This window comes from Nakamurella aerolata, from assembly GCF_013002705.1.
Lineage (GTDB): Bacteria > Actinomycetota > Actinomycetes > Mycobacteriales > Nakamurellaceae > Nakamurella > Nakamurella aerolata.
Genome location: NZ_JABEND010000003.1, coordinates 78,458 through 102,595, shown reverse-complemented (window position 1 = coordinate 102,595; position 24,138 = coordinate 78,458). Strand labels below are relative to the sequence as shown.

Sequence of the window (24,138 nt, the reverse complement as noted above, 5' to 3'; positions counted from 1 at the left end):
CGCTGCGCGCTGGCAAGCTGGGCAGCATGAGCCCCCGCAAGTCTGCCACGCCGCCCGTCGCCGGCCGGCGCTCGGACTCCGGACGTGCCGGAGCCGCGGCACCCGGGTCGAGCCGGTCCGGGACTTCCAACGCTCCGAGCGATTTCGCCGGGATTCCCGAGGAAGCGCTCGACTTCTACGACGACCTTGAGCAGGACAACTCCAAGGCGTTCTGGGAGGCCCGCCGCGAGCAGTACCAGCGGGCGGTGCGGGACCCGATGGAGCGGCTGGCCATCGCCCTGCAGGACGAGTTCGGCACCACCAAGCTGTTCCGGCCGTACCGCGACGTGCGCTTCGCCAAGGACAAGACGCCGTACAAAACCCATCAGGGCTTGTTCGTCGCGGTCGGCCCGGCAACCGGTTGGTACGCCGAGGTTTCCGCCAGGGGTTTCCGGGTCGGAGCGGGCTTCTACCACGCCGAGCCCGCATGGCTGGCCGCCATCAGGGAGGGCATCGCCGGGCCGGACGGCGCCGAACTGCAGCGGCTGCTGCGGTTGCGCGAGCGGCAGGGCTGGACGGTCTCCGGTGACGCGGTCAAGACAACGCCCCGCGGCTACTCGGCCGAGCACCCGCGCATCGAGCTGCTGCGCTACAAGTCGATCTTCCTCGGCCGCGGGTACGGGTTCGATCCGGTGCTGCACACCGGCGAACTCGTCGACAGAGTGCGCGCCGACTGGCGCGCCGGGCGCCCGCTGATCGACTGGATCGAGGCGCACACCGCCGGGTTGCAATAGCTCAGCTGCGCGCGCCTCGCCGCTGGGACCGGCGCCTGCGCCGTCGTGCCGCTGGGACGGGCGCTGGCGGCACGTGCGTCGTCCGGACCGGCGCCGATGCCGTCATGCCGCTGGGACCGGCGCCTGCGCCGTCGTGCCGCTGGGACGGGCGCTGGCGGCACGTGCGTCGTCGGGACCCGCGCCGATGCCGCTGGAACCGGCGGCGATGCCGCGGGAACCGGCGCCGATGCCGAGGGATGCCGCTGGTCCGGTGCTTCGCGGGGCCGTACCATGGGTGTGCGGCTACGCCGGGAACGTGTGCAGACCGTTCCAGCCGGCCGCTTCCACCGGCCCGACCGGATCCCGGCCCTGCGCCGGAACGCTCAGTGACGAGCACACCCATCAGCCCCACCCGCCGACGTCATCGCGTCGGCGACCCTGCCGTGCCCGTCTGTTGCCGTCGCTGTGCCCGTCCCGTGCTGCCCCGTCGCAGCGCCGATCCGTTCCGGAGTTTTCCCATGCGTTCCCCCTCGTTCGCGCTGCTCGCGCTGGCCATCGCCGCGTTCGGCATCGGCACCACCGAGTTCGTGATGATGGGCGTGCTGCCGCAGGTCGCCGAGACCTTCAACGCCAGCATTCCCACCGCCGGCAACCTGATCACCGCCTACGCCGTCGGGGTGGTGGTGGGCGCGCCGCTGATCACCGCCACCTGCGCGCGGGTGCCGCGCAAGACGTTGTTGCTGGCGATGGCGGGGCTGTTCGTCGTCGGCAACACGCTGTTCGCGCTGGCGCCCAGCCTGGAGTGGGGAGTGCTGTTCCGGTTCGTGGCCGGGCTGCCGCACGGCGCCTTCTTCGGGGCGGGCGCCATCGTGGCGGCCGGGCTCGCCGGCGCCGGCAAGCAGGCCAGCGCGGTCGCCAAGATGCTGGTCGGGCTGACCATGGCGAACGTCGTCGGGGTGCCGCTGGGCACGCTGCTCGGGCAGCAGGTGGGCTGGCGTGCCACTTTTGCGGTGGTGGCGCTGATCGGCGTCATCGCGCTGCTGGCCATCGCCCGCTGGGTTCCGGTCATGCCGCGGCCGCAGGGCGCCGGGCTGCGCAGCGAGCTGGCGGCGTTCCGCCGTCCGCAGGTGTGGCTGGCGCTGGCTATCGTCACCTTCGGGCTGGGCGGGGTCTTCGCCTGCATGAGCTACCTGGCGCCGATGCTCACCGACGTCTCCGGTTTCGCGCCAAGCAGTGTCACCGCGCTGCTGGCGCTGGCCGGCCTCGGTATGACGGCCGGTGTGTTGGTCGGCGGCAGGCTGGCCGACCGGGCACTGATGCCCAGCATGTACGGCGCGATGGCGCTGCTTGCGGTGGTGCTCGGTCTGTTCATGTTCACCGCCGGCAGCAAGGTCGGCGCGGCAATGACGTTGGTGGCTATCGGGTTTGCCGGCTTCATGATCGGCCCGATGGTGCAGACGAGAGTGATGCTGAAGGCCGGCGGCAACCCGTCGATGGTGTCCGCCGCTGTGCAGTCCGGATTCAACATCGCCAACTCGATCGGCGCCTACCTCGGCGGCCTGGTGATCGCCGGCGGTTTCGGCCTGCTGGCACCGAACGCCGTCGGCGCAGTGTTGTCGCTGGTCGGGCTGTCGCTGGCGCTGGTGTCCGGGTTGCTGGATCGCCGCGAGCTCCGTTCCGCCGGGCCTGACGGGTGGGTGGGGACGCCGGCGCTGCCGGCGCGCGCCGCCGTCGGTGGCCGGAACGGGTCAGCGGCAGACTCGGAAGCTGCCGCGACACCGGCGTCCTAAGCTCCGCAGATGCGGAGATACGATGCGCATTGTGACGCACATCAGGATCTCCCAGGCGGCGTCGTTGCTGGGTGTCAGCGACGACACGGTGCGTCGACTGATCGACGCCGGCCAGCTCAGCCCGGTACCGGGAGCGGCCGGCCCCACCGTGCTGGACGGCGCGGAACTGGCCGCCTACGCCCGCAGGCAGGCCGAGCAGCGCGACCGCGCGGCCGGTGACCCGACCGGCGTGGCGCGGTCGGCCCGGAACCGGTTCGTCGGGCTGGTCACCGCCATCACCGCCGACACCGTGATGGCCCAGGTCGACCTGCAGTGCGGCCCGCACCGGGTGGTGTCGTTGATGTCCGCCGAGGCGGTTCGCGACCTCGGACTCGAGGTCGGCTCGATCGCGGTGGCCGTGGTCAAGGCGACAACGGTGATCGTCGAGGTGCCGCGCTCTGGTGAGCATGCCGCGCATGTTGCTTCTGCCGCACAGCCAGCTTCTGTCGCGCCGCCCGCTTCTGCCGCGCAGCCCGCTTCTGGCGCAGCGTCCGCTTCTGCCGCACCGTCCGCGGACCGCGGGGCGCTCGGCGGAGCCGGCGCCGCGGATCGTGCCGGTACCTCGGGCGCTGATGCTGGTGTTGATTCCGGCAGGTCAACGGTCGATGGCACCGACGCCGACGTCGCGGACGCGGCGGATGCGGGATGGGGCGCGTGATGTCGGTCAGACACCGCGCGACGGCGGACGGGTATGTCGGCCGTGGCCGCGACCGGACAGCCGAGTTGCAGTGGGCCGGAGGCCGGTGCGGACGGCTGCTGGCAGGGGTGACGGCCGGCATCCTGCTGGTGGGTTGTGCCGGTAGCGGCGATGCTGCGTCCGGTGAGTCCCCGACCGCCACCGCCGGCGCGAGCAGCACCGCCACCGCCGGGCACGCTGCGACGTCCGGAGCGACCGATACCGCCTCCGGCGCAACGGGTTCGGCCGCTGGATCGGCTGTTGGTTCGGGTGGTTCGGCTGGTGGCTCGGCTGGTTCGGCTGGTGGGTCGGGTGGATCGGCGAAGGCAGCGCCCGGCGGTGCCGCTGCGGTGTCCGGCGTTGTGACCGTCTACGCGGCTGCCTCGCTCACCGCCAGCTTCACCGAACTCGCGAAAACCTTTGAGCAGCAACATAAAGGTGCCAGCGTCAGGCTGTCCTTCGACGGCAGTTCCACGTTGGTGACGCAACTGCGGGGCGGCGCCCCCGCTGACGTCTTCGCCAGTGCCGACGAGAAGAACATGGCAAAGGCCACCGACGCCGGGCTGGCCGGTGACCCGGTCGCTTTTGCCAGCAACACCCTGCAGATCGCCGTGGCCCCAGGCAATCCGAAGAAGATCACTGGTCTGAAAGATCTCGCCTCCAGCGAGCTCACCACCGTGCTCTGTGCGCCGGAGGTGCCCTGCGGCTCGGCCGCCGGCGCCGCCGAGAAGGCCGCCGGCGTCGACATCCGACCGGTCAGCGAAGAACAAAACGTCACAGCGGTGCTCACCAAGATTGAGACCGGCGAGGCCGACGCCGGGTTGGTGTACAAGACCGACGTCAGCTCCGCCGGCGGCAAGGTCGCCGGGGTCGACTTCCCGCAAGCGGCGGCGGCCGTCAACACCTACCCGATCGTCGCGCTGAACGACGCGCCCAACCCCGCCGGCGCTGCCGCCTTCGTCGAGCTGGTGACCAGTGCGCAGGGGCAAAACGTGTTGGCGCGCTACGGGTTTGGCAAGCCGTAACGGCGGCCGCGCGCCGGACCCGGCGACGGCGCTGCCGCGCTGGGCGTTGCTGCCCGCCGGGCTCGGTCTCGCGCTGCTGCTGCTGCCGTTGGCGGCGCTGATCGGCAGGGCCGACTGGCCGGGGGTGCCCGCCGCACTCGCCGGCCAGGACGCCCGTTCGGCGCTGTGGCTGTCGCTGCGCTGCGGGCTGGCCGCGACCGCGCTCTGCCTGCTGCTCGGGGTGCCGCTGGCGCTGGCGCTGGCCAGGGGCACCGGGCCAGGCACCCGGCTGCTGCGGGCACTGGTCACCGTTCCGCTGGTGCTGCCGCCGCTGGTCGGCGGCATCGCGCTGCTGTACCTGTTGGGAGTCAACGGGTTCGCCGGGCGCTATCTGCAATCGTGGTTCGGTATCAGGGTGGCGTTCAGCACCGTTGCCGTGGTGCTGGCGCAGACCTTTGTGGCGCTGCCGTTCTTGGTGCTGACCCTCGAGGGTGCGGCCCGCAGCGCCGGCAGCCGGTACCAGCGGGTGGCCGCCGGACTCGGGGCCGGCCGCTGGCGCATCCTGTTCCGGGTGACGCTGCCGCTGCTGGCGCCGGCGCTGGCGTCGGCCACCGCGCTGTGTTTCGCCCGTGCTCTTGGCGAGTTCGGGGCGACGGCGCTGTTCGCCGGCAACCTGGCCGGCGTCACCCGCACCATGCCGCTGGCCATCTACACCGCCTTCAACGGTGGCGGCACCAGCCAAGACGCCGCCGTCGCGATGGCGGTGCTGCTGGTGGTGCTGGCGCTGGCCGTCCTGCTGCTGATCCGCCCGCGCGGCCGGGTGCAGTGATGGTGCGACGGCCGAAACCGGTTGTGCCGCAGGGCGACAGCACGAGCATCGGTGCCGCGGTGCCGACCGGTCACGGTGTCTCGGCGGCAGCGACCCGGCCGGGCGCTGCCGGCCTGGTAGCCAGGGTGCGGGTGCCGCGGCGGCTGTTCGACGTCGACATCGAGCTGACCGTGCCCGCCGGCACCGTCACGGCCATTCTCGGGCCGAACGGCGCCGGCAAATCCACTGTGCTGCAAGCTCTTTCCGGAGACGTGCCGGCCATCGGCAGCATCCGTCTGGGCGATCGGCAGCTGCTGGACAGCGCGCGCGGGCTGGTTGTCCCGATGGCCCGGCGGCGGATCGCCAGCATGACGCAGGATCCGCTGCTGTTCCCGCACCTGTCCGTCGCCGACAACGTGGCGTTCGGCCCGCGGGCCCGGCGGGTGCCGCGCCGGCGCGCCGCCGAACTGGCCGACGAGTGGCTGCGCCGCCTCGACCTGCCGGACGCCGCCCGGCGCCGGCCGGCGGAGCTGTCCGGCGGGCAGCAGCAGCGGGTGGCGCTGGCCAGGGCACTCGCCGCCGAGCCCGACCTGCTGCTGCTGGACGAGCCGCTGGCCGCCGCCGACGTGCAGACCGCGGCCGAGTTGCGGCAGTTGCTGCGCCGGCACCTGTCCGAGACCGGGCAGACCACGCTGCTGGTGACCCACCAGGTGCTGGACGCTGCGGTGCTGGCCGATCGCATCGTGGTGCTGCAGGACGGTGCCGTCGTTGACGAGGGACCCGCCGCCCGGGTGCTGGCCGAGCCGGCCACGGCCTTCGCCGCCGCGCTGGCCGGTGTCAACCTGCTGCTCGGCGCCGCCTCCGAAACCCCCTCGGGTCGCCGCTTGACCAGCGCCCCGCGGGCGAGCGTCGGCCCGGCAAGCGGCGCCGCGGACCCCGAGCCCGGACCTTTTGCCGGAGCCGTCACGGCCAGAGCCACCACCCAGGAGTCGGACCGCGGAGCGATCCTGCTCCGGCTGGGGGCGGGGCTCGCCGTCCGCGGACATTGGACCAGACCGGCCAATCCGGGTGGCTCTGCCGCCGCGGCCTTCGCGCCGGCCGCCGTCACGGTGCGGGCCGCTGCGTCGGGGTCGGCCACGGTGGCTGCGGACGCCGCGGACACGGTGGAGACTGTCGGGGCGGACACCGTGGGAGCGGGCACTGCTGAGACGAGTACCGCTGGGACGGACACCGTGGGGACGAGCACTGCGGAGACGAGCCCCGTGGGGACGGGCACTGTGGAATCGCCTGCGGTGGGGGCAGATATCTTGGGGCGCAAGGCGTGTGAGCCCACCGGAGTCGCGCCCGACTCAGCCGGGTTACCCGCAGCAGGATCGGACTCGGCGGGATCCGACTCGGCGGGATCAGAGGCAGCGGGATCGGGCCCGGCGGGATCAGAGGCAGCAGGATCGGACCCGGCGGCAAACCGGTGGCCCGCGGTCGTCACCGGCGTTGTGCCAGGACCGGCCGGCGTCCGGCTGCACCTGCAGCTGACGGATCTGTCCGGCGAGCCTCTCGCCACCGCGGGCGAACTCGCCGTCGACCTGACGCCTGCCGAACTGCTGGAGCAAGACCTGACGCCCGGCAGCCGGGTCAGCGTCGCGGTGCCCCCCGAGGCGATCCGGCTCTATCCGCTGTAGTCCCGGAGTCCCGGAGTCCCGGAGTCCCGGTGGGGCGTCGCGGTGTTCGGGCGTCGCGGTGTCCCGGAATTCCGCGAGCACAACGGTTTCAGTACGTCACAACCGCTGCAGCAGGCTGGAACGGTTGTGACGTACTGAAAGGTGTGTGCTCGTGGTGGCAAACCGGTTCGGTCCTCGGGTTCCGATTACCCGGCCTGGCCTGCCGGCCGGGCAGCCCAGTGAGCGTCGTCCCCGGAGTCCGGGTGCGCGGCTCGTCCATCGTGGGCGTCGCCCTCGGAATCCGGGGGCGCGTCTCGGCCATCGAGCGTCCTCAGCGTCCGCGAGCACAAACAAGTCCGCGAGCACAACGGTTTCAGTACGTCACAACCGCTGCAGCAGGCTGGAACGGTTGTGACGTACTGAAAGGTGTGTGCTGGTCGAGTCCAGGCGCGGGGCTCGGGCGGCTGCCCGGATCACGCGTCGTCGAGCACCCCGCACACATGGGGCGCGTCCGCGGGCTCCCGCGGAATTGGCCCGCCCGCTTGGCCGCCGCGGATGAAACAATCAGCCTCGTGCCTGCCCCCTCGTCGTCACCGTCCGCTCCGCCGTCACCGCCGTCACCGCCGTCACCGTCGGCATTGTGGCGCCCCCATTTCGACCCCGCCGGATCCGGACCCGCCACGGCCGGATCAGCCACGGCCGCATCAACCACGTCCCGTTCAGCCACGGCTGTACCCGTTGCCGCGTCCTCTCGGCAGTCCAGCCGGCCCGCAGGCACCGCGCCTAGCGCTGCCGAACCCAGCGCCACGCAGTCGGCCGGCAAGCAGGCGGCCGACCCGGCCGGCAAAACGGGGGCGGAACCCGCGCCGCAGCCGGACCCCACTATGCAGGCCGAGAACCCGGCCAAGTGGTCGTATCTGATGGACATGGACGGGGTGCTGATCCACGAGGAGCACCCGGTGCCAGGCGCGCCCGAGTTCATCGCCGAGCTGACCAAGGACGACATCAACTTCTTGGTCGTCACCAACAACCCGATCTACACCCGACGCGACCTGGCCGCCCGGTTGGCTGCCACCGGCCTGGTGATTCCCGAGGACCGGATCTGGACCTCCGCGATGGCGACCGCGCAGTTCCTGAAGGCTCAGCATCCCGGGGGCACGGCGTTCGTCATCGGCGAGGTGGGGCTGACGACGGCGCTGCACGAGGCCGGGTTCATCATCACCGACCGCGACCCCGACTACGTGGTGCTGGGGGAGACCCGCACCTACTCGTTCGAGGCGCTCACCACCGCGATCCGGCTGGTCGACGCCGGGGCGAAATTCGTTGCCACCAACCCGGATCCGACCGGGCCGTCGCGGTACGGCGTCCTGCCGGCGGCGGGGGCGGTGGCTGCGCTGATCGAGAAGGCGACCGGTCGCAAGCCCTACTTCGTCGGCAAGCCGAACCCGCTGATGATGCGGTCGGCGCTGCGCAGCATCGGCGCGCACTCGGAGTCGACCTTGATGATCGGCGACCGGATGGACACCGACATCATCGCCGGCCTTGAGGCGGGTCTTGCCACCATCCTGGTGCTCACCGGCATCTCCAACGTCGAGACCATCGCGCGGTACCCGTTCCGGCCGTCGTTGGTGATCGACTCGGTCGCCGACCTGATCGGCCACGTGGAAGATCCGTTCTCGGTGCGCGGCGTGCAGGTCTGAGCGTTCGGGCCCGGCCCCGATCGGCTTGGTTCCGGACTGCGCGCCTGACGGAGTTGCCGGCTGCGGGCGCGGTCCGCGCCCCGAGTCCCGCGCGCCCGCGGCCCCTCGACCGTGTCTTGCGTCCCGGCACCGAGCCCGCGCCCCGAGACCGCGTCGGCGGCGGCCGGCGGCCTGAACCCGCCGAACCAGCGGAACCCGTCGACCCAGCTGCAGAACCCACAGGCGCAGACCGCATGCAGCGCACAGCACAACGCCCCCGCACCTTGTTCGGTGCGGGGGCGCTGTGGTGATCGGTGGGCGGCGATCAGCCGCCGCGAATCACATCACTCCGTGGTGAGCGGCTTGGCGTCAATTACTTGACGACGAGCTGCTGGCCAACCTCGATCCAGTCGGGATCGGCGATGACGCTCTTGTTGGCCTCGTAGATGGCCTCCCAGCCGCCCTCGATGCCGTTGGCGCGAGCGATCTTGAACAGGGTGTCACCGGACTTGACGGTGTAGTTCGCACCCTCGGCGCTCTTGCCGGTGTAGCTGGCGTTGGAGTAGCTCTTCTTCGAGGAGCTGGAATCCGACGAGCTGCTGCTGGAATCCGAGCTGCTGTCGTGGTTGTGGCTCTTCTTCGACGAGTAGCTGCGCTCGCTGGAGCTGGAGTCCGACGAGCTGCTGTCGCTGGAGCTGGAGTCCGAGGAGCTGGAGCTGCTGTCGTCCGAGCTGGAGTCGCTGGAGCTCGAGTCCGAGGAGCTGGAGTCCGACGAGCTGCTGTCGTCGGAGCTGGAGTCCGAGCTGCTGGAGCTGGAACCCGAGTCCGAGGAGCTGGAGCTCACGTCGCGGTTCTCCGGGGAACCGGAAGCACCGACATTGTCGGCGCAGGCCCAGGCACCCCAGCCCTGGCCGGCCAGGGTCTTCTCGGCGATGGAGATCTGCTGGTCCTTGGAGGCGAGATCAGCGCGCGGAGCGTACTGCTGGCCACCGAAGGCGTCCCAGGTCGACTGGCTGAACTGCAGGCCACCGTAGTAGCCGTTGCCGGTGTTGATGCTCCAGTTGTTGGTCGACTCGCACTGGGCAACCTTTTCCCAGGTCGAGATCGGAGCGGCGTTCGCGGGCGCCGAGGCGGCGACTGCGGCGACGGCCGGTCCGCCGATGAAGGCGCTGGCGACGGCGGTACGCACGACGACGGTCTTGGCGGTGGACTGCTTGCGGTGACGGCCCTTGTAGCGGGTCATTGACTTCTCTCCCGTGATGCCCGCGCCTGCGAAGTGAGCTGTCGGGTTCGGGCACGTGAAGCGCTCCCGTGGTACGAGAACGCGGCCACGCTGGCTTTGCCCGGCCGGTCAGCTGCCCCGGCTTCACCCCAAGACGGCAGACTCTGCCGCCGCACATCGTTGGGTCCCCCGCCGCTGTCCGTGCGTCTTTGTGTCGGGTACCTGAGAGCGTGGACAGCGTTCGGCGCCGCTCTCAGGGGAGTTGGCCACAAGGCGGTTCCCAGGGCCGGGGACGACGATACGTACGAGCGCCAGCGATGGGAAATGGCCCGCAAACCGATTACGGAACGATAACTTTCGTGACCGAACCGATATGTCCAGCGTTTCGCCAGGTCATCGGCGGGTCCGAGACAAGATCGCAGAAATCGTGCGGGTTGCGTTGTGAACTAGAAATCACTCGAATGGCGTAATGGTTTTGGGGCGTTTGATCAGGGTTTTGTGGCCTGGGTCACTCAGGGTCGCTCGGTTTCCACCAGGTTCCATCGGCAGAGCTCAACACAGCCCGTGAGCAGCATGCCGGACCTGACGGCGGCGGCGCGCCTGCCTCAGAGCATGGCCGGCGTGTTCCGCTGGGGCCGTCTGTTCGCTGAGGTGTCGTCAATCCGGGTCTGGTGGCGATGTCGAGGCCGTTTTTGGGGGCGAGAGTGTCACGCGACCCGGATTGACGACATGCAGGCGTGGCAACGCAGTGCGTAGTGGTGCAGCGGAGGTGGGGCGACGCAGCGCAGCACAGCGCGGACGTGCAGTGCAACGTAGACCAGGCCGGTCAGCGCAGCGACAGCCCCGCGCGGCGGATGGAGAAGGTCCCGACGATCAATCCGATGGGCGCCAGCGCGATGGCCAGGTACAGCCAGGTGGGGATGTGCTCGCGCGCGCCGGAGGCGAACATGATCGCGGCGGCGAGCAGGGCGAGACCGCCGACGAAGAACAGTGCCATGGCGATCCGGAACGTCAGCGGCGCGCGACGCAGACCCGAGGGCCGCGGGCTCGGACGTACCGACCCCGCCTTCGGCTTCGCCGCGGCGGGACCGCCGGAACCGCCGTCGGGTGCGGCGGCGCTGGAGGCTGTCACGACTCTCAGGCTAGGTGACGCGGTACCGGGCAAGCCATCCGCGTCGGCGATCACGCAGCCCAGGCAAGCCATCCGCGTCGCCGATCGCCCGCAGCGCCCGGCAATCCACCCCGTCGGCGTTCACGCCGTCCGCATCAGCGATCAGGCAGCCAGGGCCGGCCATTGGTTCCCCGGGAGGTTCGGGAGCTATCGGCGTTTCGCCGGCCGCTGCCCGAGAACTCGGCGGACGTGCGGGCCTTGCGCCAGTAGGCTCGTACGGTCCCGCCGGTGGTCCGGCGGTGGGCGGTGCGTCGGGTCATGGAGGCGCGGTGCCCCTGCCCAAGACAGCTGGCCCAAGACAGCTGGCCCAAGACAGATACCAATGATCGCGGCTGCCAGAGCCCGCGAGCGTGTGAAGGAAATTGCTGCAGATGCCGACCGGTCGTGTGAAGTGGTACGACGCCGAGAAGGGTTTCGGATTCATCGCCCAGGAGGGCGGTCCGGACGTGCACGTCCGCTCGTCCGTGCTGCCCACTGGGGTGACGGCGCTGAAACCGGGCCAGAAGGTGGAGTTCAGCGTCGCCGACGGCCGCCGCGGCCCGCAGGCGCTGCAGGTGGTGGTGCCGCAGGCCCCGCCGTCGGTCAGCAACGCCACCCGCCGGCCGGCCGAGGAGTTGCACGGGCTGGTCGACGACATGATCAAGCTATTGGAGTCGAAGGTGCTGCCGGAACTGCGGCGCGGCCGCTACCCGGACCGCGCGATCGGCACCAGGGTGGCCGACGTGCTGCGTGCGGTGGCCAAAGAACTGGACTGACCGTCGGCACCACCGCTGCAGTGCACAGCCGCGGCGGAAGGTCCGCAGGCCAAAGGCCCTGCAGTCGAAAGGCCGCAATCGAAGGGCCCTGCACTCTAACGCCTCTGCGATCCGAAGGCTCTGCAGCTAACGGCGTTGCACTCCAAAGGCCCTGCGGACGAAAGGCCCTGCGGTCCAAACGCCCTGCACTCCAAACGCCCCGCACTCCAAAGGTCCGCGTCCGCGCGTCCCACTGCCGACAAGCCGGCCACCTGCCGAGCAGCAGCTGTCAGCTCGGGCGTACCGCTATCGACCAGGTGCGGGTGGCGGCGTAGTCGACGCCGGAGCCGGTATCGGTGGCGACCGGCGTCAGGCCCGATTGCACCTCGATCCGGGTGATCTGATCGGTCGGCTGGGGTGGGTGCAGCACGTACTGCAGTTGCCGCTCGGTCTGCAACGGGCCGCGGTAGGAGTCGGGCGTGCCATCGGCGTTGGTGTATTCGAACAGGACCACCCACGGCGCCGCGCCGACGTCGGCCGGCACGTTGATGGACACGCCCTCGCCGCGGGGCACCACTATCGAACCGGTCGGTGTGCCCGCGTTCTTGCTGCAGTTGAGTTGCTGCTGCACCGAATCGGCGACGCACCACAGGGTCGGCGGCACCACGGCGCGCGCGCCGTCGGCGAACGCGGTGATGTTGGGCAGCGGTGCGGTGCAGCCGGCGGCGAGCAGGACGAGCGGCAGCCCGAGCGCCACCAGCGTCCGCCGGACCCGGCCGACCCGGCCGACCCCGCCGACCCGGCTGACAGAGCGGACCCGGCCGACAGCGCGGATGCCGCTGACAGAGCGGATGCCGCCGACAGAGCGGAGCCGGCCGACAGAAGGGTTGCGGCGGGGCGGCGTCATCGGCGGTCTCCGGCTCGTCGCGGCTGCTTCCGCTGCCGGATGGACCCGATGGGCTGCTCAGCGGCGGTGTCCGGCCGGGTGGAGGGAGCGGCCGGACCGGCCGGTGCGGGAGGGTAAGCAGCGGGGTCCGGGGTGGTGGCCGGGCCACCCGCGGGCGCCCGCTTGCCGCGTCGTCCCGGGCGGCGCCACGGCAGCGCCTCCGCCGGCAGCAGCGAGCGTCCCGACCTGGCGACGTAGCTCTGCACGAGGGCCAGCGCCAGCAGTACCGTCACCACCGCGAAACCGATCATGTACACCGGGCGGCCGTGCAACTGTGCGACGCCGCCGAGCAGCAGGCCGACGACCCCGCCGAACACCCACGCCAGCTGCAGCGCCGACTCGCTCCGGCCGAACGCCGACGCCCGGCTGGCCTCCGGCAGGTCGCGCTGGATCACCGAGTCGAGGCAGACCTTCGCCAACGACGACGACGCCGAGCCGATCAGCCCGACCACCACGGCCATCGCCAGCCCCGGCATGGCGACCGTCAGCAGCGTCGTCACGCCGACGATCGAGACCGACCAGAACGCCAGCTTCTCCGGTTGGCCGAGCGACAGCTGCGCGCCCAGCCCGTTGCCGATGAACCCGCCGATGCCGGCCGCGGCGCCCACCGCGCCGAGCAGCAGCAACTGCCCGAACCCACTGGTGTCGGCGTACTCGGTCTTGACGACGAACGCGATGAACAGCGCGAGGAAACCGGTCTCGATCCGGTTGGCCATGTTGGCCCACAGCGTCGCCGACACCGGTGGCGGGAACACCCTGGTGGTGGAGTGTCCCGCCGGGTCGCGGTACAGCACCTGGCTGTGCTGGATCGGCACCTCGCCGTCGGTCGACTCCACCCAGGCCGGGATGCGCAGGCACAGCACCCCGCCGACAATCGCGCAGGCAGCGGTGAACAGCAGCGCCCCGGCCGAACTGGTCAGCCCGGCCAGCGCGCCGGCAATTGCGCCGGAGACGCCGCCGGCGGCCAGACCGAACACCGTCAACCGGGAGTTGGTCTTGACCAGGGTGATCTGCTCGGGCAGCACCCTGGGGGTGAGCGCGGCCTTGAGCACCCCGAACGACTTGCTCAGCACCATCGCCAGCAGCGCGCAGGGATACAGCATCCACGAGTCGAAGTTGAACGCCATCACGATCGCCAGCAGCGCCCGGCCGAACGCCGACGCTGCCAGCGCGATCCGGCGGCCGTGCTGCAGCTTGTCCAGCAGCGGCCCGATGAACGGTGCGATCACCGCAAACGGCGCCACAGTAATAACGAGGTACAGCAGCACCTTGCCGGTGGACTCGCCGGCGGCGGCCGCGAAGAACAGGGTGTTGGCCAGGCCGACCATCAGCGCGGCGTCGATCGCGTAGTTCGCCATCACCGCATAGGTGAGGTGGGTGAGCCCCGACCGGTCGGCGCCGTCGGCGGTCGCCGCCTTGCGGAACAGCTCGACGCCCTTGTTGGTGAGTTGCCGGCTGCGCAGCGCGGCGACCCTGGTGACCGTCATCTTCTTCGGGCCGGTGACGCCCGGCTGCCCGTCGGTCGGCAACTGCGGCGGCGTGTAGGGCGGCAGCGGGTTCGCCTTGCCGGACGGGCGTTGGGTGGCCGGTGCCTGGTCCTCGTACGGTGCCGGACGCTGTGCTGCCGGACGCTGTGGCGCCGGACGTTCCGGTGCCGGACGGCGGGGCGCCGCGGCACCGCGGATTCCGGGGCCTTGGTTGCTGGGGCCTTGGTTGGCGGGGCCTTGGTTGGTGGGGCCCTGGTTGGTGGGGCCCTGGGTTGCCGGGCCCGGGTGCGAGCGGGCTCGGTCTGAGCGGGTGCGATCAGCGCGCGTCGGGTCCGACCGCTGGTACCCGCGGCTGGGCGGCGCGTCCGCGGCCTCCCCGGACGGTGTGAGCTGGCCGCCGCCAGGCACGGCACGCGGATCCGGCTGATTCCACCGGCCCGGGGCGGGGGGCATGGCGCGGCGGTCCCGCCGCAGCTTGACGGTGTCGTGCTGGTCCGGCTGCTGCGCCGGCGGGCGGCCGGGCGGCGCGCCGGCGGGCGCCGGATGTGCTGAGGGCGCCGGGTGAGCTGCGGGCGCCGGGTGTGCTGCGGGCGCCGCGGACTCGCCCGCACCCGCTGGTCCAGCGGGCCCGGCCGACGTAGCGGGATCGGCCGGGCCGCCGTCGGTCCGGGCTGATCGGTTCTCGGCCGCGCTCGTCCGCTCCGGACGCACTCTCGGGTCGGCGGGACGGTGCCGCGGGGTGGCCGTGGGCGCGGGCGACGGCTGCTGCTCGGCCCGCTGCGGGCGTTCGAACGGCTCGCGGCTCACGACGCTTATCCTGCCGCACGCGACCCCGCGAAAGACACGGCCCGGCACAATCGCCGGCCGAGTTTCCGGCTGGGTTCCGGCCAGACGCCCGCCGAGCTTGGCCCGCCGCCGCGGGCTGCGGCATCATGGCCGACGTGATGACCACCGCGCAGAACGGCACAGCGCAAACCGGCACCATGCAGGACGACACCCCGCCAACCGGCACCGGCTTCGACCGGGTCGCCGAGTTGCCGGACGAGGTGGTCGCGCTGGCCAGGCAGGCCGCGATCGACGCCGCGGCCGAAGATGCCGGCACCGGCGGCGATTTCCCTGACGCCGGCGCCGCCGCCGTCGGCGACTACCTCGGCAGCCTCCGCGAGGACGACGTCGCGGTGAGCGCCAGGTTCGGCAGCCGGCAGCCGGGATATCAGGGCTGGAACTGGACGGTGATCCTGGCCAGCGTTGCCGAGGACGCACCGTGGACCGTCAGCGAAGTGGTGCTGTTGCCGGGGGCCGAGGCGTTGCTGGCGCCGGAGTGGCTGCCGTGGCAGGAGCGGGTGCGTCCCGGCGATCTCGGCGCCGGGACCCTGCTGCCTACCGAGCCGGACGACGAGCGTCTGGTGCCGGGCTACCTACAGTCCGACGACCCGGCGATCGAGGATTCCGAACGCAGCGAGTTCATCGGTGTTGCCACCGAGCTCGGGCTCGGCCGGCCAAGGGTGATGTCCAGGGACGGCCGCGCCGATCTGGCGCAGCGCTGGCACGAGGGCGAGTTCGGTCCGGCTGCGGAGATGGCACAGCAGTCGCCGGGGCCGTGCGTCACCTGCGGGTTCTACCTGCCGCTGGCCGGTTCGCTCGGCGCCGGTTTCGGTGTGTGCGGCAACGAGTATTCGCCCGCCGACGGGCACGTGGTCGACGTCGGCTACGGCTGCGGCGCGCATTCCGAGGCCGCTGCCGAGCTGCTTGCCGACCACCAGCCGCCGCCGGCGCCGGTATCGGTGCTGGACGAAGAACGGTTGGACGTGCACCCGCGCCCGGCCGGCGCTGCGGCTACCTCTGATGCGGACGCCGATCGGGCAGCTGACGCCGGCGCCGCGGTCAGCCTGCAGCAGGTGCTGGCGTTGTTGCCGCCGCCGGGGAACGCCCAGCTGCTCGCCGGGGTGGCGCGGGCGGCGCTGACCGCGGCGACCCTGCCGGCGCAGCTGCTCGCCGGCACCTCCGCTGTGCCGGCCGAGCTCGGTGGCGCCGGTGAGTCCAGCGACGCCGATCGGTCCAGCGACGCTGATCGGTCCAGCAACGCCAATCGGTCCAGCAACGCCGATCGGTCCAGCAACGCCGATCGGTCCAGCAACGCCGATCCGTCCGGTGACGCCGACGCCGACAGCGGGTCGGCCCGCAGGTACACCGCGGATTCTTTGGGTGCGATCGACGTCACCGAGCTGAGCCCGAGCGGGACCGATACCGCCGAAGCCGGCGACACCCAAGAAGGCTGACCCGGGAAGACTGACCGAGAAGATTGGCCCGAGAAGACCGACCCAAGAAGATTGATTGCTGAAGTTTGTTTCCGGCAGGGCGGCCGGGCCGGCCGTCCTTCTGGTCAGCCTGGTCAGCGCACCTGATCAGTGCTTGACGGTCAGGAGGTCTGGTCGTGCTCCGCTCTCCGGGGTCCGTCCGGGTCTCTCGGGGTCCGTCGGGGCACCGTCAGTGGTGGGTGGATCGAGCCGCTCGTCAGAGCTGTTCGTCAGAGCTGTTCATCAAGGGCCATGGACGATGAGCCCCTGGTGCCGCGGCGGGCGGCCCAGCGCTGCCAGGCGTAGATCGACAGGCCGATCAGCCCGAGCACCCAGCCGGACAGGAACGTCCACAACCAGTTCATCGCACCGTTTTCCCGCAGCGACGGGATGAAGAACAGCAGCACGACGAAACCCGCGAACCACAGCGCCGTCCCCGGAATCACCACATGCGCCAGCCCGGCCTTGACCGGCGGGATCGGCGGGGGAGGGGCGTCGGCACTGCTCACCCGGCGATAGTAGACCGCGCCCCGGCCGCGCTGGTGGTGCCGGTGGCGCCGCCGCGCGGCCGGCACCGGCCGGCGGCACTCGTGAAATCGGGTTCCTTCTTGACTCCCCATGGCGCGGATTTTTGTCGTAGGCTAACGACCGCAGGTTTTCGGTATCGGTAGCGCGCAGCGCATCAGCAGGCGGTGAGTCAGACGAGTCAGCATCCCGACTCGGAATCCGCCTTACCCACTTCGTCAGCTTCACCGGCACCGGCCGGTCCCGATCCGATCCGCGATCGGCCGCCAACACCGCAGCCGGACGACAAACTCGCTGTGGCGCAAGACGTTTCGACGGCCTCCGGCGGTGACGCCGACACCCACCCGGTGCCGGCGGACAACCCGGACCCCGACGAGCCCTGGGATCCGGCCGACGTCCGCGGCGCCGGCGAGCGGCCCCGCCGTCAGCCGAGCCCGGCCCGCCGCCGGACCAGCAGAGACACCCCGGCGGCCCAACGCCGCACCGCACGCACCAGCGAACGCCTTGCGCTGCAACGCGACTCGGACCCGGAAGCGCCCGGCGCGGCATCGCCCGACGCAGGGCCGGCCGACGCTGCCCCGTCCGAGCCGGCGCCCCCCGACGGACAACGAGCCGATGCGGGCCCGGGCGACGATCAACGGGCCGACCCGGCCGCCGACGCACAACGGACCGACCCGGCGTCCAACCCGGCAGCGCCCAACCCGACAGCGCCCAACACGACAGCGCCCGACACGACAGCGGCCAACAAGACAGCGGCCACGACAGCGTCCGACCCAGCAGCGTCCCGGCCGGGGGCGCCGCCCCCGCAACCGCCCGGCCCCGACCACCAGCACGCGGACCAACAGCACACTGACCAACGGCACGCGCCGGACGACCCGCTCACCCACGGCGAGGTGCGGGCGAGGGCCGGCGTCGTCGACCGTCCGGCCGAGATCGTCACCGCATCGCCGGTGATAGCGCCTAGCGCGGGAGCGGCGGCCGCTGTCGCGTCCGACGGCAGTGCATTGCAAATCGATCAATCCGCCGGGCAGGGCAGCGAACGCGCCACCCGAGCCGACGGGCCGCCGGCGGCGAAGGACCGCAAGGATTCCGGCAGCACCAACAGCGACGATCGGCCGGCGGCCGAGCCCGCCACCGGTGGAACGTTCCGTTCGCTGCGGATCCGCAACTACCGGCTGTACTTCACCGGCAACGTCATCTGTCAGACCGGCACCTGGATGAACCGGGTGGCGCAGGACTGGCTGGTGCTGCAGCTCACCAACGACGACCCGGTCGCGCTCGGCATCGCCACCGCGCTGCAGTTCGGGCCGACGCTGCTGCTGTCCGCCTGGGCCGGCACCATCGCCGACCGCGTCGACAAGCGGGTGCTGCTGCGCTGGATCCAGGTGGTGCTCGGCGCCGCCGGGGTCACGCTCGGCATCCTGGCCTGGACCCATGCGGCGCACATCATGCACGTCTACATCGCCTGTCTGGTGGTCGGCATCGCCGCCGCCTTCGACGGCCCGGTGCGGCAGGCGTTCGTCTCGGAACTGGTACCCAGCCGCGATCTCACCAACGCGGTGGCGTTGAACTCGTTGGGGTTCAACGGTGCTCGCATCGTCGGCCCGGCCATCGCCGGGTTGCTGATCGCGGCGGTCGACACCGGCCCGGTGATGACGTTCGCCGGCCTGTCGTACATCGCCGTCATCGTCAGCCTGATCCTCATCAACCCGGCGGAACTGCGGCGCAGCCCGCCGGCACCGCGCCGCAAGGGGCAGACCAGGGAAGGTCTGCGGTACGTGCTGCGCCGTCCCGACCTGATGCTGGTGATGGTGCTGGTCTTCATGGTCGCCACCTTCGGGATGAACTTCCAGGTGACGCTGGCCATCGTGGCGCGCATCGTGTTCGGGCTGGATGCCGACTCCTACGGGCTGCTGTCCACCGCCATCGCCATCGGGGCGCTGCTGGGTGCGCTGTTGTCCGCGCGCCGGTCCCGGATCCCGCGGCAACGGTTGTTGCTCGGCACCGCACTGGGTTTCGGCATTCTCGAGGCGATTCTCGGGTTCGTGCACTCGTATGTGCTGCTGGCGATTCTGCTGATACCCACCGGCATGCTGATGCTGTCGTTCGTCAACGCCGCCAACTCGATGGTGCAGCTCACCACCACACCGTCCATGCGCGGCCGGGTGATGGGCATCTACACCCTGGCGTTTCTCGGTGGGGCACCGTTCTATTCGCCGCTGATCGGTGTGCTCGCCGAACATTTCGGCGGTGGCGCACCGCTGGTGATCGGCGGGGTGCTCTCCGCCGGGGCCGCGCTGGTGCTCGGCGGCTGGTTGCTGCGCACCAAGGACGTGCGCTTCCAGGTCCGGGTCGCGCCGGTGCCGCATGTGCACCTGCAGAACGCGGCCGTCGACGGCGACGACGACGAGCATCTGTCGGAGAGCGTCGCCCACTCGCTGCAGCGCATCGGCGGCGGGGCGCGGCGCAGCGTCCGGCCGGCCGTCAGGGCCGCCCGGCGTGCCAGGTCCGCCGGCCGGCGCATCGCCCGCCGGCCGGGTGCCCGGCGCGGCCGGCGCTGATCCGGCTCACCGCTTCGGCCGCGCCCCGACCTGCACCCGGTCGAGATCCCGCGCGACGGTGACCTTGCCGCGGTAGCCGCGCTGCGCCCACTTGCGCCACTGCCCGAGGTTGATCGGGTTGTCGACGAAGTCGGCGATGTGCGACAGCACAAGGTGTTTCGCCCCGGCGCGCTGGGCGATCGGCCCGGCCTGCTGCACCTCGATGTGCGACTCGATCAGGTGGTCCCTGTGGGCGTCGGTCAGCCCGGCGGCGCCGGCGATGTTGATGGCCTCGTGCACCAGAACGTCGGCATCGCGCGCCAGCGTGACGATGTTGTCGGTGTAGGTGGTGTCGCCGGAGAACACCACGGAGCCGTAGTCGGTGTCGAAGCGAAACGCGAACGCCGGGAACACCGGGCCGTGCGGCACCAGGATCGCCGACACCTTGACGCGGTCGTCCTCGGCGATCACGAACGGGTCCATCTGTGGGGCCCTCGGGCCCAGCGGCCGGGCGCCGACATCGGGCACCTCGATCTCGTGGACCTGCGCACGACCCGAGCGAGGCCTCGATGGTGCCGAGCTTGGCACCGTCGACCGCCACCACGATGTCGGCGAGGCAGACCAGCCCGAAGCCGCCGGCCAGTGCGTCGCCGTTGAGCGCGGCGACCAGCGGCGTTCCCATGGTGTGCAGCAGCTCGAACAGTTGCACGGCGGCCTCGGCGAACACCGCGGCGGTCCTGCTCTCGCGCAGGTACGGGCCGTCGGCGCCGCCGCAGAAGGTGGTGCCGGCGCCGGTCAGCACGATGGCGGGTGGGGCGTCGGCGTCCGCCCTGCGGAGTTTATCAAGCAGCCAGGTGGTGAGGTCGGCGTCCAGCATGTTGCGGTCGCCGCGGTCGAGTGTGATCCACACCGAGCCGTCCGGCCGGCCTTCGGTGCTCGACTGATGGGCTGCTGGTTGGTTCACGACAGCGTCTCCTTGGGCAACCGACTCGTCCGGACTGGTGGTCTGGTGTGGGTGTGGTCCGGTCCGGTGTTGGTCCAGTGTCGGCGGCCCGGCTGCGAGGTCGCCATGTGGCAACGCAACAAGCCGCCGTGCTGGCGTTGTGCGCCGTCAACAGTTGCGCCGGCGGTCGACGGTGACCGGCCAAGATTCAGCACCAGCCGCACAACCGGTCGTTTTTGCCAGGGATTCGGGGTAAATCGCGCCGCTTCTGTCGGTGGTGCTGAAATCCCGGCGGCGATCGGGTGGCTAGGACGATCTGCTCTTGACCGAGCCCGGTCAGGCTGCCAGGGTCAGATGCTGACAACGATGTCGGGAGCGGTTGGTCGTTGCGCCTGTGAACTCGATGCCTGCTTCAGGCCAAGAGCTGCGTCCCCCCGGACGCGGCACCGGACGGAAAGAGGACCTGTGCTCGGACAACGTCGTCGTCGCCTGTTGCTGCCCACCGCGCTGGTGGCCATTGCCACCCTCACCGCCGGCACCGCGCTGGCCGCCCCGGCCGCCGGCAAGCCAGCGGCGCCGGCGGCCGTCGACCTCGCCGCCGCGGCACCGCAAGCTGCTGCCCCGGCCGCCGCCGACGATCTCACCCGCTGGGTGAACCCGTTCGTCGGTACCCAGAACTTCGGCAACACCTTTCCCGGTGCCTCGGCGCCGTTCGGCATGGTGCAGGTCAGCCCGGACACCGGCGGCCAGGGCGGCTACGACTACCAGCAGGACGAGATCTACGGCTTCAGCCAGACGCACCTTTCCGGGGTCGGCTGCGGCGTCGTCGGCGAACTGCCGGTGATGCCGACCACCGGCGCCGTCGACACCGTCGACTACCGGCAGTACGGCTCCAAGTACTCGCACGACGACGAGTCCGCCACCCCCGGCTACTACTCGGTGGGGCTGGCCGACTACGGCATCAAGGCCGAGCTCACCGCCACCGACCGGACCGGTTGGCAGCGCTACACCTTCCCAGCGGGCAAGCAGGCCAACGTGCTGTTCTCCACCGGCAAGGCCAACATGACGGTGCTCGACTCCGAGATCACCGTGGTCGGCGACCGCACCATCGAGGGCCGGATCCGGGACGGCAACTTCTGCGCCGGCAAAGACCAGCACACGGTGTACTTCACGGCGCAGTTCGACAAGCCGTTCGCCAGCTTCGGCACCTGGACCGGCAACACCATCACCGCCGGCAGCCGCGACGCCGCGGGCAAGGGCGGCAACAACGTCAACAACGGTGCCTACGTCACCTTCCCGGACGGCACCAGCAACGCCACCGTCAAAATCGCGCTGAGCTACACCGGCCTTGCCGGCGCCCGCAAGAACCTGCAGGCCGAGACCAAGGACGGTTTCGACTTCGACGCCACCAGGGCCGCCCTCGCTGGGCGCTGGAACACCGAGCTCGGCAAGGCCAGGATCACCGGCGGCACCGACGAGCGACGCACCGCCTACTACACCGCGCTGTACCACGCCATGCTGCACCCGAACCTGGCCGGCGACGTCGACGGCAACTATCTGGGCTGGGACGGAAAGGTCCACAAGGCAACGGATTTCACGCCGCGGCAGAACTTCTCGCTGTGGGACACCTACCGTCCGCAGAACCAGCTGCTCGAGGTGCTGGCCCCGGACGTCGCACGCGACTCGTACCTGTCGATCCTGGCGATCGGTGAGCAGGGTGGCTGGCTGCCGCGTTGGGCGCTGGTGAACAGCGAGACCAACATCATGACGGGCGACCCGGTCACCCCGTTCTTGGTGGAGGGCTGGTCGAAGGGCTTCCTGGCCGGCAACGAGGAGCGGGCGTATCAGTTGATGCGGCGAAACGCCACCGAGCTGCCGCCGCCGGACTCGCAGTACAACGGCCGCTCCGGTCAGGAGTATTACGCCCGGCTCGGCTACATCCCGTACGGCCTGAGCATGGGCAAGCCGGGCACCGCCGACTGCGTCAGCCACGGCGGCGACAACGACTGCGACCATCCGGCGTCGGCCACCCTGGAGTACTCGGCCGCAGACGCCTCGCTCGCGTTGATGGCGAAAGCCTTGGGCCACAAGGACGACGCCGCGATGTTCACCCAGCGCGGGCAGTGGTACCGCAACCTCTGGGATTCCCGGATCCAGCAGTTCCGGCCGCGCGCCGAGGACGGCAGCTGGATGACCCCGTACGACCCGGTGGCAGCCGCTGAGCAGTTCCACGAGGGCGGCGCCTACCAGTACCGCTGGCTTGTGCCGCAGGACCCGGCGGGTCTTGTCGGCCTGCTCGGCGGCAAGCCGGGCACCATCAACGCGCTCGACGAGTTCTTCGCCTACGACGATTTGCTCGCCGACCCGGAGGGGACCGCGCGGAACGAGTGGATCGCCGGCCCCTACGACTACTACGCCAAGCACACCTACAACCCCAACAACGAGCCGGACCTGTTGTCCCCGTACATGTATGCCTGGGCCGGTGAGCCGTCGAAGATCGCCACCGTTGTGCGCGCGGCGTTCACGCTGTTCACCACCGGACCGGACGGCATGACGGGTAACGACGATCTCGGCACCATGTCGGCCTGGTACGTGTTCTCCTCGTGGGGCATCTACCCGACCATGAGCGGCGCCAACTTCTTCGTGCTGTCGTCCCCGCAGTTCCCGAAGACCGAGATCACCGTCGGCGACGCGAACTCGGGTGCAGCGGCGCAGGGCGGGAAGCTGACCATCACCGCCGACGGCGTCAGCGACGACAACCGCTACGTGCAGCAGGTGAGTGTGAACGGCAAGGCCACCAGCAAGAGCTGGGTGAGCTGGGATGCGTTGCGGCGCGGGGGATCGCTGGACTACACCGTCGGGCCGCAGCCGAGCACCTGGGGCACCGGCCCGGCCGACGCCCCACCGAGCGTGAGCAGCCGGCCGGTGCAGGTTCCGACGTCGTTGTCGATGACGGTCAGCCCGAGTCCGGTGCTGCTGCCGACCGGCACCCGCAGCACCACCCTCACCGCCGCACTGGTCGGCCAGACCCAGGGCAGCCTGCCGGTGACGCTGACGGCCACCGCCCCGTCCGGCTGGACGGTGAAGCCGGCCAAGGCCACGGAAGTGTTGCGCAGCAAGGGTTTGCCGGCCAGCGCCGACGTGCCGTTCACCCTCGGCATCCCGGCCGGTGCCGCTGCCGGTGAGTACCAGGTGACGGTGACGGCGAGTGCCCCCGGCGCGAAGACCGTCACCCGGACCGTGACCGTGACGCTGGCGCCGGCACCGCAGTGCGCCACCACCGGCAGCAACTGCGCCGTCGACCTGACCGCCGCCTACAACCACGACGGTGTCGCCACCGTCGCGGCCAGCACCGAGGGCAACTTCGACGGTGTCGGCTGGAGCTTCGACGCGGCCCTGATGCCCACACCGGGCGTCGGAGAGCTGGCGGGCAAGACCTACACCTTCCCGCAAACCGCAGGCACCGCAAAGAACTTCGTCGAGGCCCGCGGGCAGACGCTGCTGTTGCCGGCGGGCAAACATGCCAGCATGGCGGTGCTCGGGGCCGCGCACAACGGCACCCAACGCACCGAGCTGACGGTGCAGTACACCGATGGCACCGCCGGCGCGGTACCGCTGACCATGACGGACTGGGCCTCCGGCAACCCCGCGTCCGGCAACACCCTGGCGTTGAACATGCCGCACCGGATCAAGGCGGGGCAGGGGCAGGACGGCCCGCCGGTGCAGCTGTACGCGGCCGAGCTGAAACTGGACCCGACCAAGACGGTGCAGTCGGTGCAGCTGCCGAACCAGACCAACCTTGAGCTCTACGCGATCACCCTGTCGTAGCGCGGTGCCGCCGGCCCGGTGACACCGCTGGCCCAGTGA

The 24,138-nt window shown here is 71.0% G+C and carries 16 protein-coding genes, 2 pseudogenes and 1 riboswitch; of the genes and pseudogenes, 11 read left to right on the top strand and 7 right to left on the bottom strand.

Features of this window, described 5'->3' with window-relative positions; translation table 11 throughout:
- Nucleotides 1–26: 26 nt before the first annotated feature.
- The 7 genes and pseudogenes from HKD39_RS06590 (at nucleotide 27) to HKD39_RS06555 (ending at nucleotide 8,427) form a co-directional block, all read left to right on the top strand.
- A complete protein-coding gene (locus tag HKD39_RS06590; protein ID WP_171199081.1) occupies nucleotides 27–773 on the top strand; it encodes a DUF2461 domain-containing protein in 747 nt (248 codons plus the stop codon).
- A gap of 497 nt (nucleotides 774–1,270) precedes the next feature.
- Entirely contained in the window at nucleotides 1,271–2,542 is a 1,272-nt protein-coding gene (locus HKD39_RS06585; RefSeq protein ID WP_171199080.1) for an MFS transporter, read from the top strand.
- Nucleotides 2,543–2,573: 31 nt separating this feature from the next.
- Nucleotides 2,574–2,987, top strand: a pseudogene (locus HKD39_RS20370) (TOBE domain-containing protein); the annotation flags it as partial.
- Between the two features lie 359 nt (nucleotides 2,988–3,346).
- The gene (gene modA, locus HKD39_RS06570; RefSeq protein WP_212754143.1) at nucleotides 3,347–4,282 is read left to right on the top strand and encodes a molybdate ABC transporter substrate-binding protein; all 936 of its coding nucleotides are present in this window, start codon (nucleotides 3,347–3,349) and stop codon (nucleotides 4,280–4,282) included.
- Nucleotides 4,269–5,090 carry an ABC transporter permease gene (locus tag HKD39_RS06565; protein ID WP_171199078.1) on the top strand — a complete coding sequence of 274 codons (822 nt, stop codon included), beginning with the start codon at nucleotides 4,269–4,271 and terminating at the stop codon, nucleotides 5,088–5,090. Before modA ends, HKD39_RS06565 begins: the two co-directional genes overlap by 14 nt.
- Nucleotides 5,091–5,149: 59 nt before the next feature.
- Nucleotides 5,150–6,748, top strand: coding sequence for an ATP-binding cassette domain-containing protein (locus HKD39_RS06560; protein WP_212754141.1), 1,599 nt, complete (start codon nucleotides 5,150–5,152; stop codon nucleotides 6,746–6,748).
- Between the two features lie 863 nt (nucleotides 6,749–7,611).
- The gene (locus HKD39_RS06555; RefSeq protein ID WP_171199076.1) at nucleotides 7,612–8,427 is read left to right on the top strand and encodes an HAD-IIA family hydrolase; all 816 of its coding nucleotides are present in this window, start codon (nucleotides 7,612–7,614) and stop codon (nucleotides 8,425–8,427) included.
- Nucleotides 8,428–8,779: 352 nt separating this feature from the next.
- Here the strand turns inward: HKD39_RS06555 and HKD39_RS19985 are convergent, their stop codons facing one another.
- Nucleotides 8,780–9,649: a LysM peptidoglycan-binding domain-containing protein gene (locus HKD39_RS19985; RefSeq protein ID WP_171199075.1), complete on the bottom strand. Its 870-nt coding sequence runs from the start codon at nucleotides 9,647–9,649 to the stop codon at nucleotides 8,780–8,782.
- A gap of 27 nt (nucleotides 9,650–9,676) precedes the next feature.
- Nucleotides 9,677–9,835: riboswitch (cyclic di-AMP (ydaO/yuaA leader) on the bottom strand.
- A gap of 619 nt (nucleotides 9,836–10,454) precedes the next feature.
- Nucleotides 10,455–10,760, bottom strand: coding sequence for a hypothetical protein (locus tag HKD39_RS06545; protein ID WP_171199074.1), 306 nt, complete (start codon nucleotides 10,758–10,760; stop codon nucleotides 10,455–10,457).
- Nucleotides 10,761–11,170: 410 nt separating this feature from the next.
- Here HKD39_RS06545 and HKD39_RS20365 point away from each other — a divergent pair, with 410 nt between their 5' ends.
- The gene (locus HKD39_RS20365; protein ID WP_171199073.1) at nucleotides 11,171–11,554 is read left to right on the top strand and encodes a cold shock domain-containing protein; all 384 of its coding nucleotides are present in this window, start codon (nucleotides 11,171–11,173) and stop codon (nucleotides 11,552–11,554) included.
- A 268-nt stretch (nucleotides 11,555–11,822) separates the two neighbouring features.
- On the opposite strand, the gene HKD39_RS06535 is transcribed toward HKD39_RS20365, so the two are convergent.
- Together HKD39_RS06535 and HKD39_RS06530 are read right to left on the bottom strand one after the other, a co-directional pair.
- A complete protein-coding gene (locus HKD39_RS06535) occupies nucleotides 11,823–12,440 on the bottom strand; it encodes a DUF2771 family protein (RefSeq protein ID WP_171199072.1) in 618 nt (205 codons plus the stop codon).
- Nucleotides 12,437–14,773, bottom strand: coding sequence for an MFS transporter (locus HKD39_RS06530; RefSeq protein ID WP_212754139.1), 2,337 nt, complete (start codon nucleotides 14,771–14,773; stop codon nucleotides 12,437–12,439). The genes HKD39_RS06535 and HKD39_RS06530 overlap by 4 nt, the downstream gene beginning before the upstream one ends.
- 125 nt (nucleotides 14,774–14,898) lie before the next feature.
- Between HKD39_RS06530 and HKD39_RS19980 the strand changes: the two genes are divergently transcribed.
- On the top strand, nucleotides 14,899–16,245 hold the full coding sequence (locus HKD39_RS19980) for a DUF3027 domain-containing protein (protein WP_212754137.1): 1,347 nt from the start codon (nucleotides 14,899–14,901) through the stop codon (nucleotides 16,243–16,245).
- A 248-nt stretch (nucleotides 16,246–16,493) separates the two neighbouring features.
- On the opposite strand, the gene HKD39_RS06520 is transcribed toward HKD39_RS19980, so the two are convergent.
- A complete protein-coding gene (locus HKD39_RS06520) occupies nucleotides 16,494–16,772 on the bottom strand; it encodes a DUF2530 domain-containing protein (RefSeq protein WP_212754135.1) in 279 nt (92 codons plus the stop codon).
- A 312-nt stretch (nucleotides 16,773–17,084) separates the two neighbouring features.
- Between HKD39_RS06520 and HKD39_RS06515 the strand changes: the two genes are divergently transcribed.
- Nucleotides 17,085–19,349 (top strand): MFS transporter, encoded by a 2,265-nt coding sequence (locus HKD39_RS06515; RefSeq protein WP_212754133.1) that lies wholly within the window; start codon nucleotides 17,085–17,087, stop codon nucleotides 19,347–19,349.
- 6 nt (nucleotides 19,350–19,355) lie between these two features.
- On the opposite strand, the gene HKD39_RS06510 is transcribed toward HKD39_RS06515, so the two are convergent.
- Together HKD39_RS06510 and HKD39_RS20765 are read right to left on the bottom strand one after the other, a co-directional pair.
- Nucleotides 19,356–19,856: an MBL fold metallo-hydrolase gene (locus HKD39_RS06510; protein ID WP_171199070.1), complete on the bottom strand. Its 501-nt coding sequence runs from the start codon at nucleotides 19,854–19,856 to the stop codon at nucleotides 19,356–19,358.
- A 73-nt stretch (nucleotides 19,857–19,929) separates the two neighbouring features.
- A pseudogene (locus HKD39_RS20765) lies at nucleotides 19,930–20,205 on the bottom strand (enoyl-CoA hydratase/isomerase family protein); the annotation flags it as partial.
- Nucleotides 20,206–20,814: 609 nt separating this feature from the next.
- Here HKD39_RS20765 and HKD39_RS06500 point away from each other — a divergent pair.
- On the top strand, nucleotides 20,815–24,099 hold the full coding sequence (locus HKD39_RS06500) for a GH92 family glycosyl hydrolase (RefSeq protein WP_425488428.1): 3,285 nt from the start codon (nucleotides 20,815–20,817) through the stop codon (nucleotides 24,097–24,099).
- The last annotated feature ends 39 nt before the right edge of the window (nucleotides 24,100–24,138 follow it).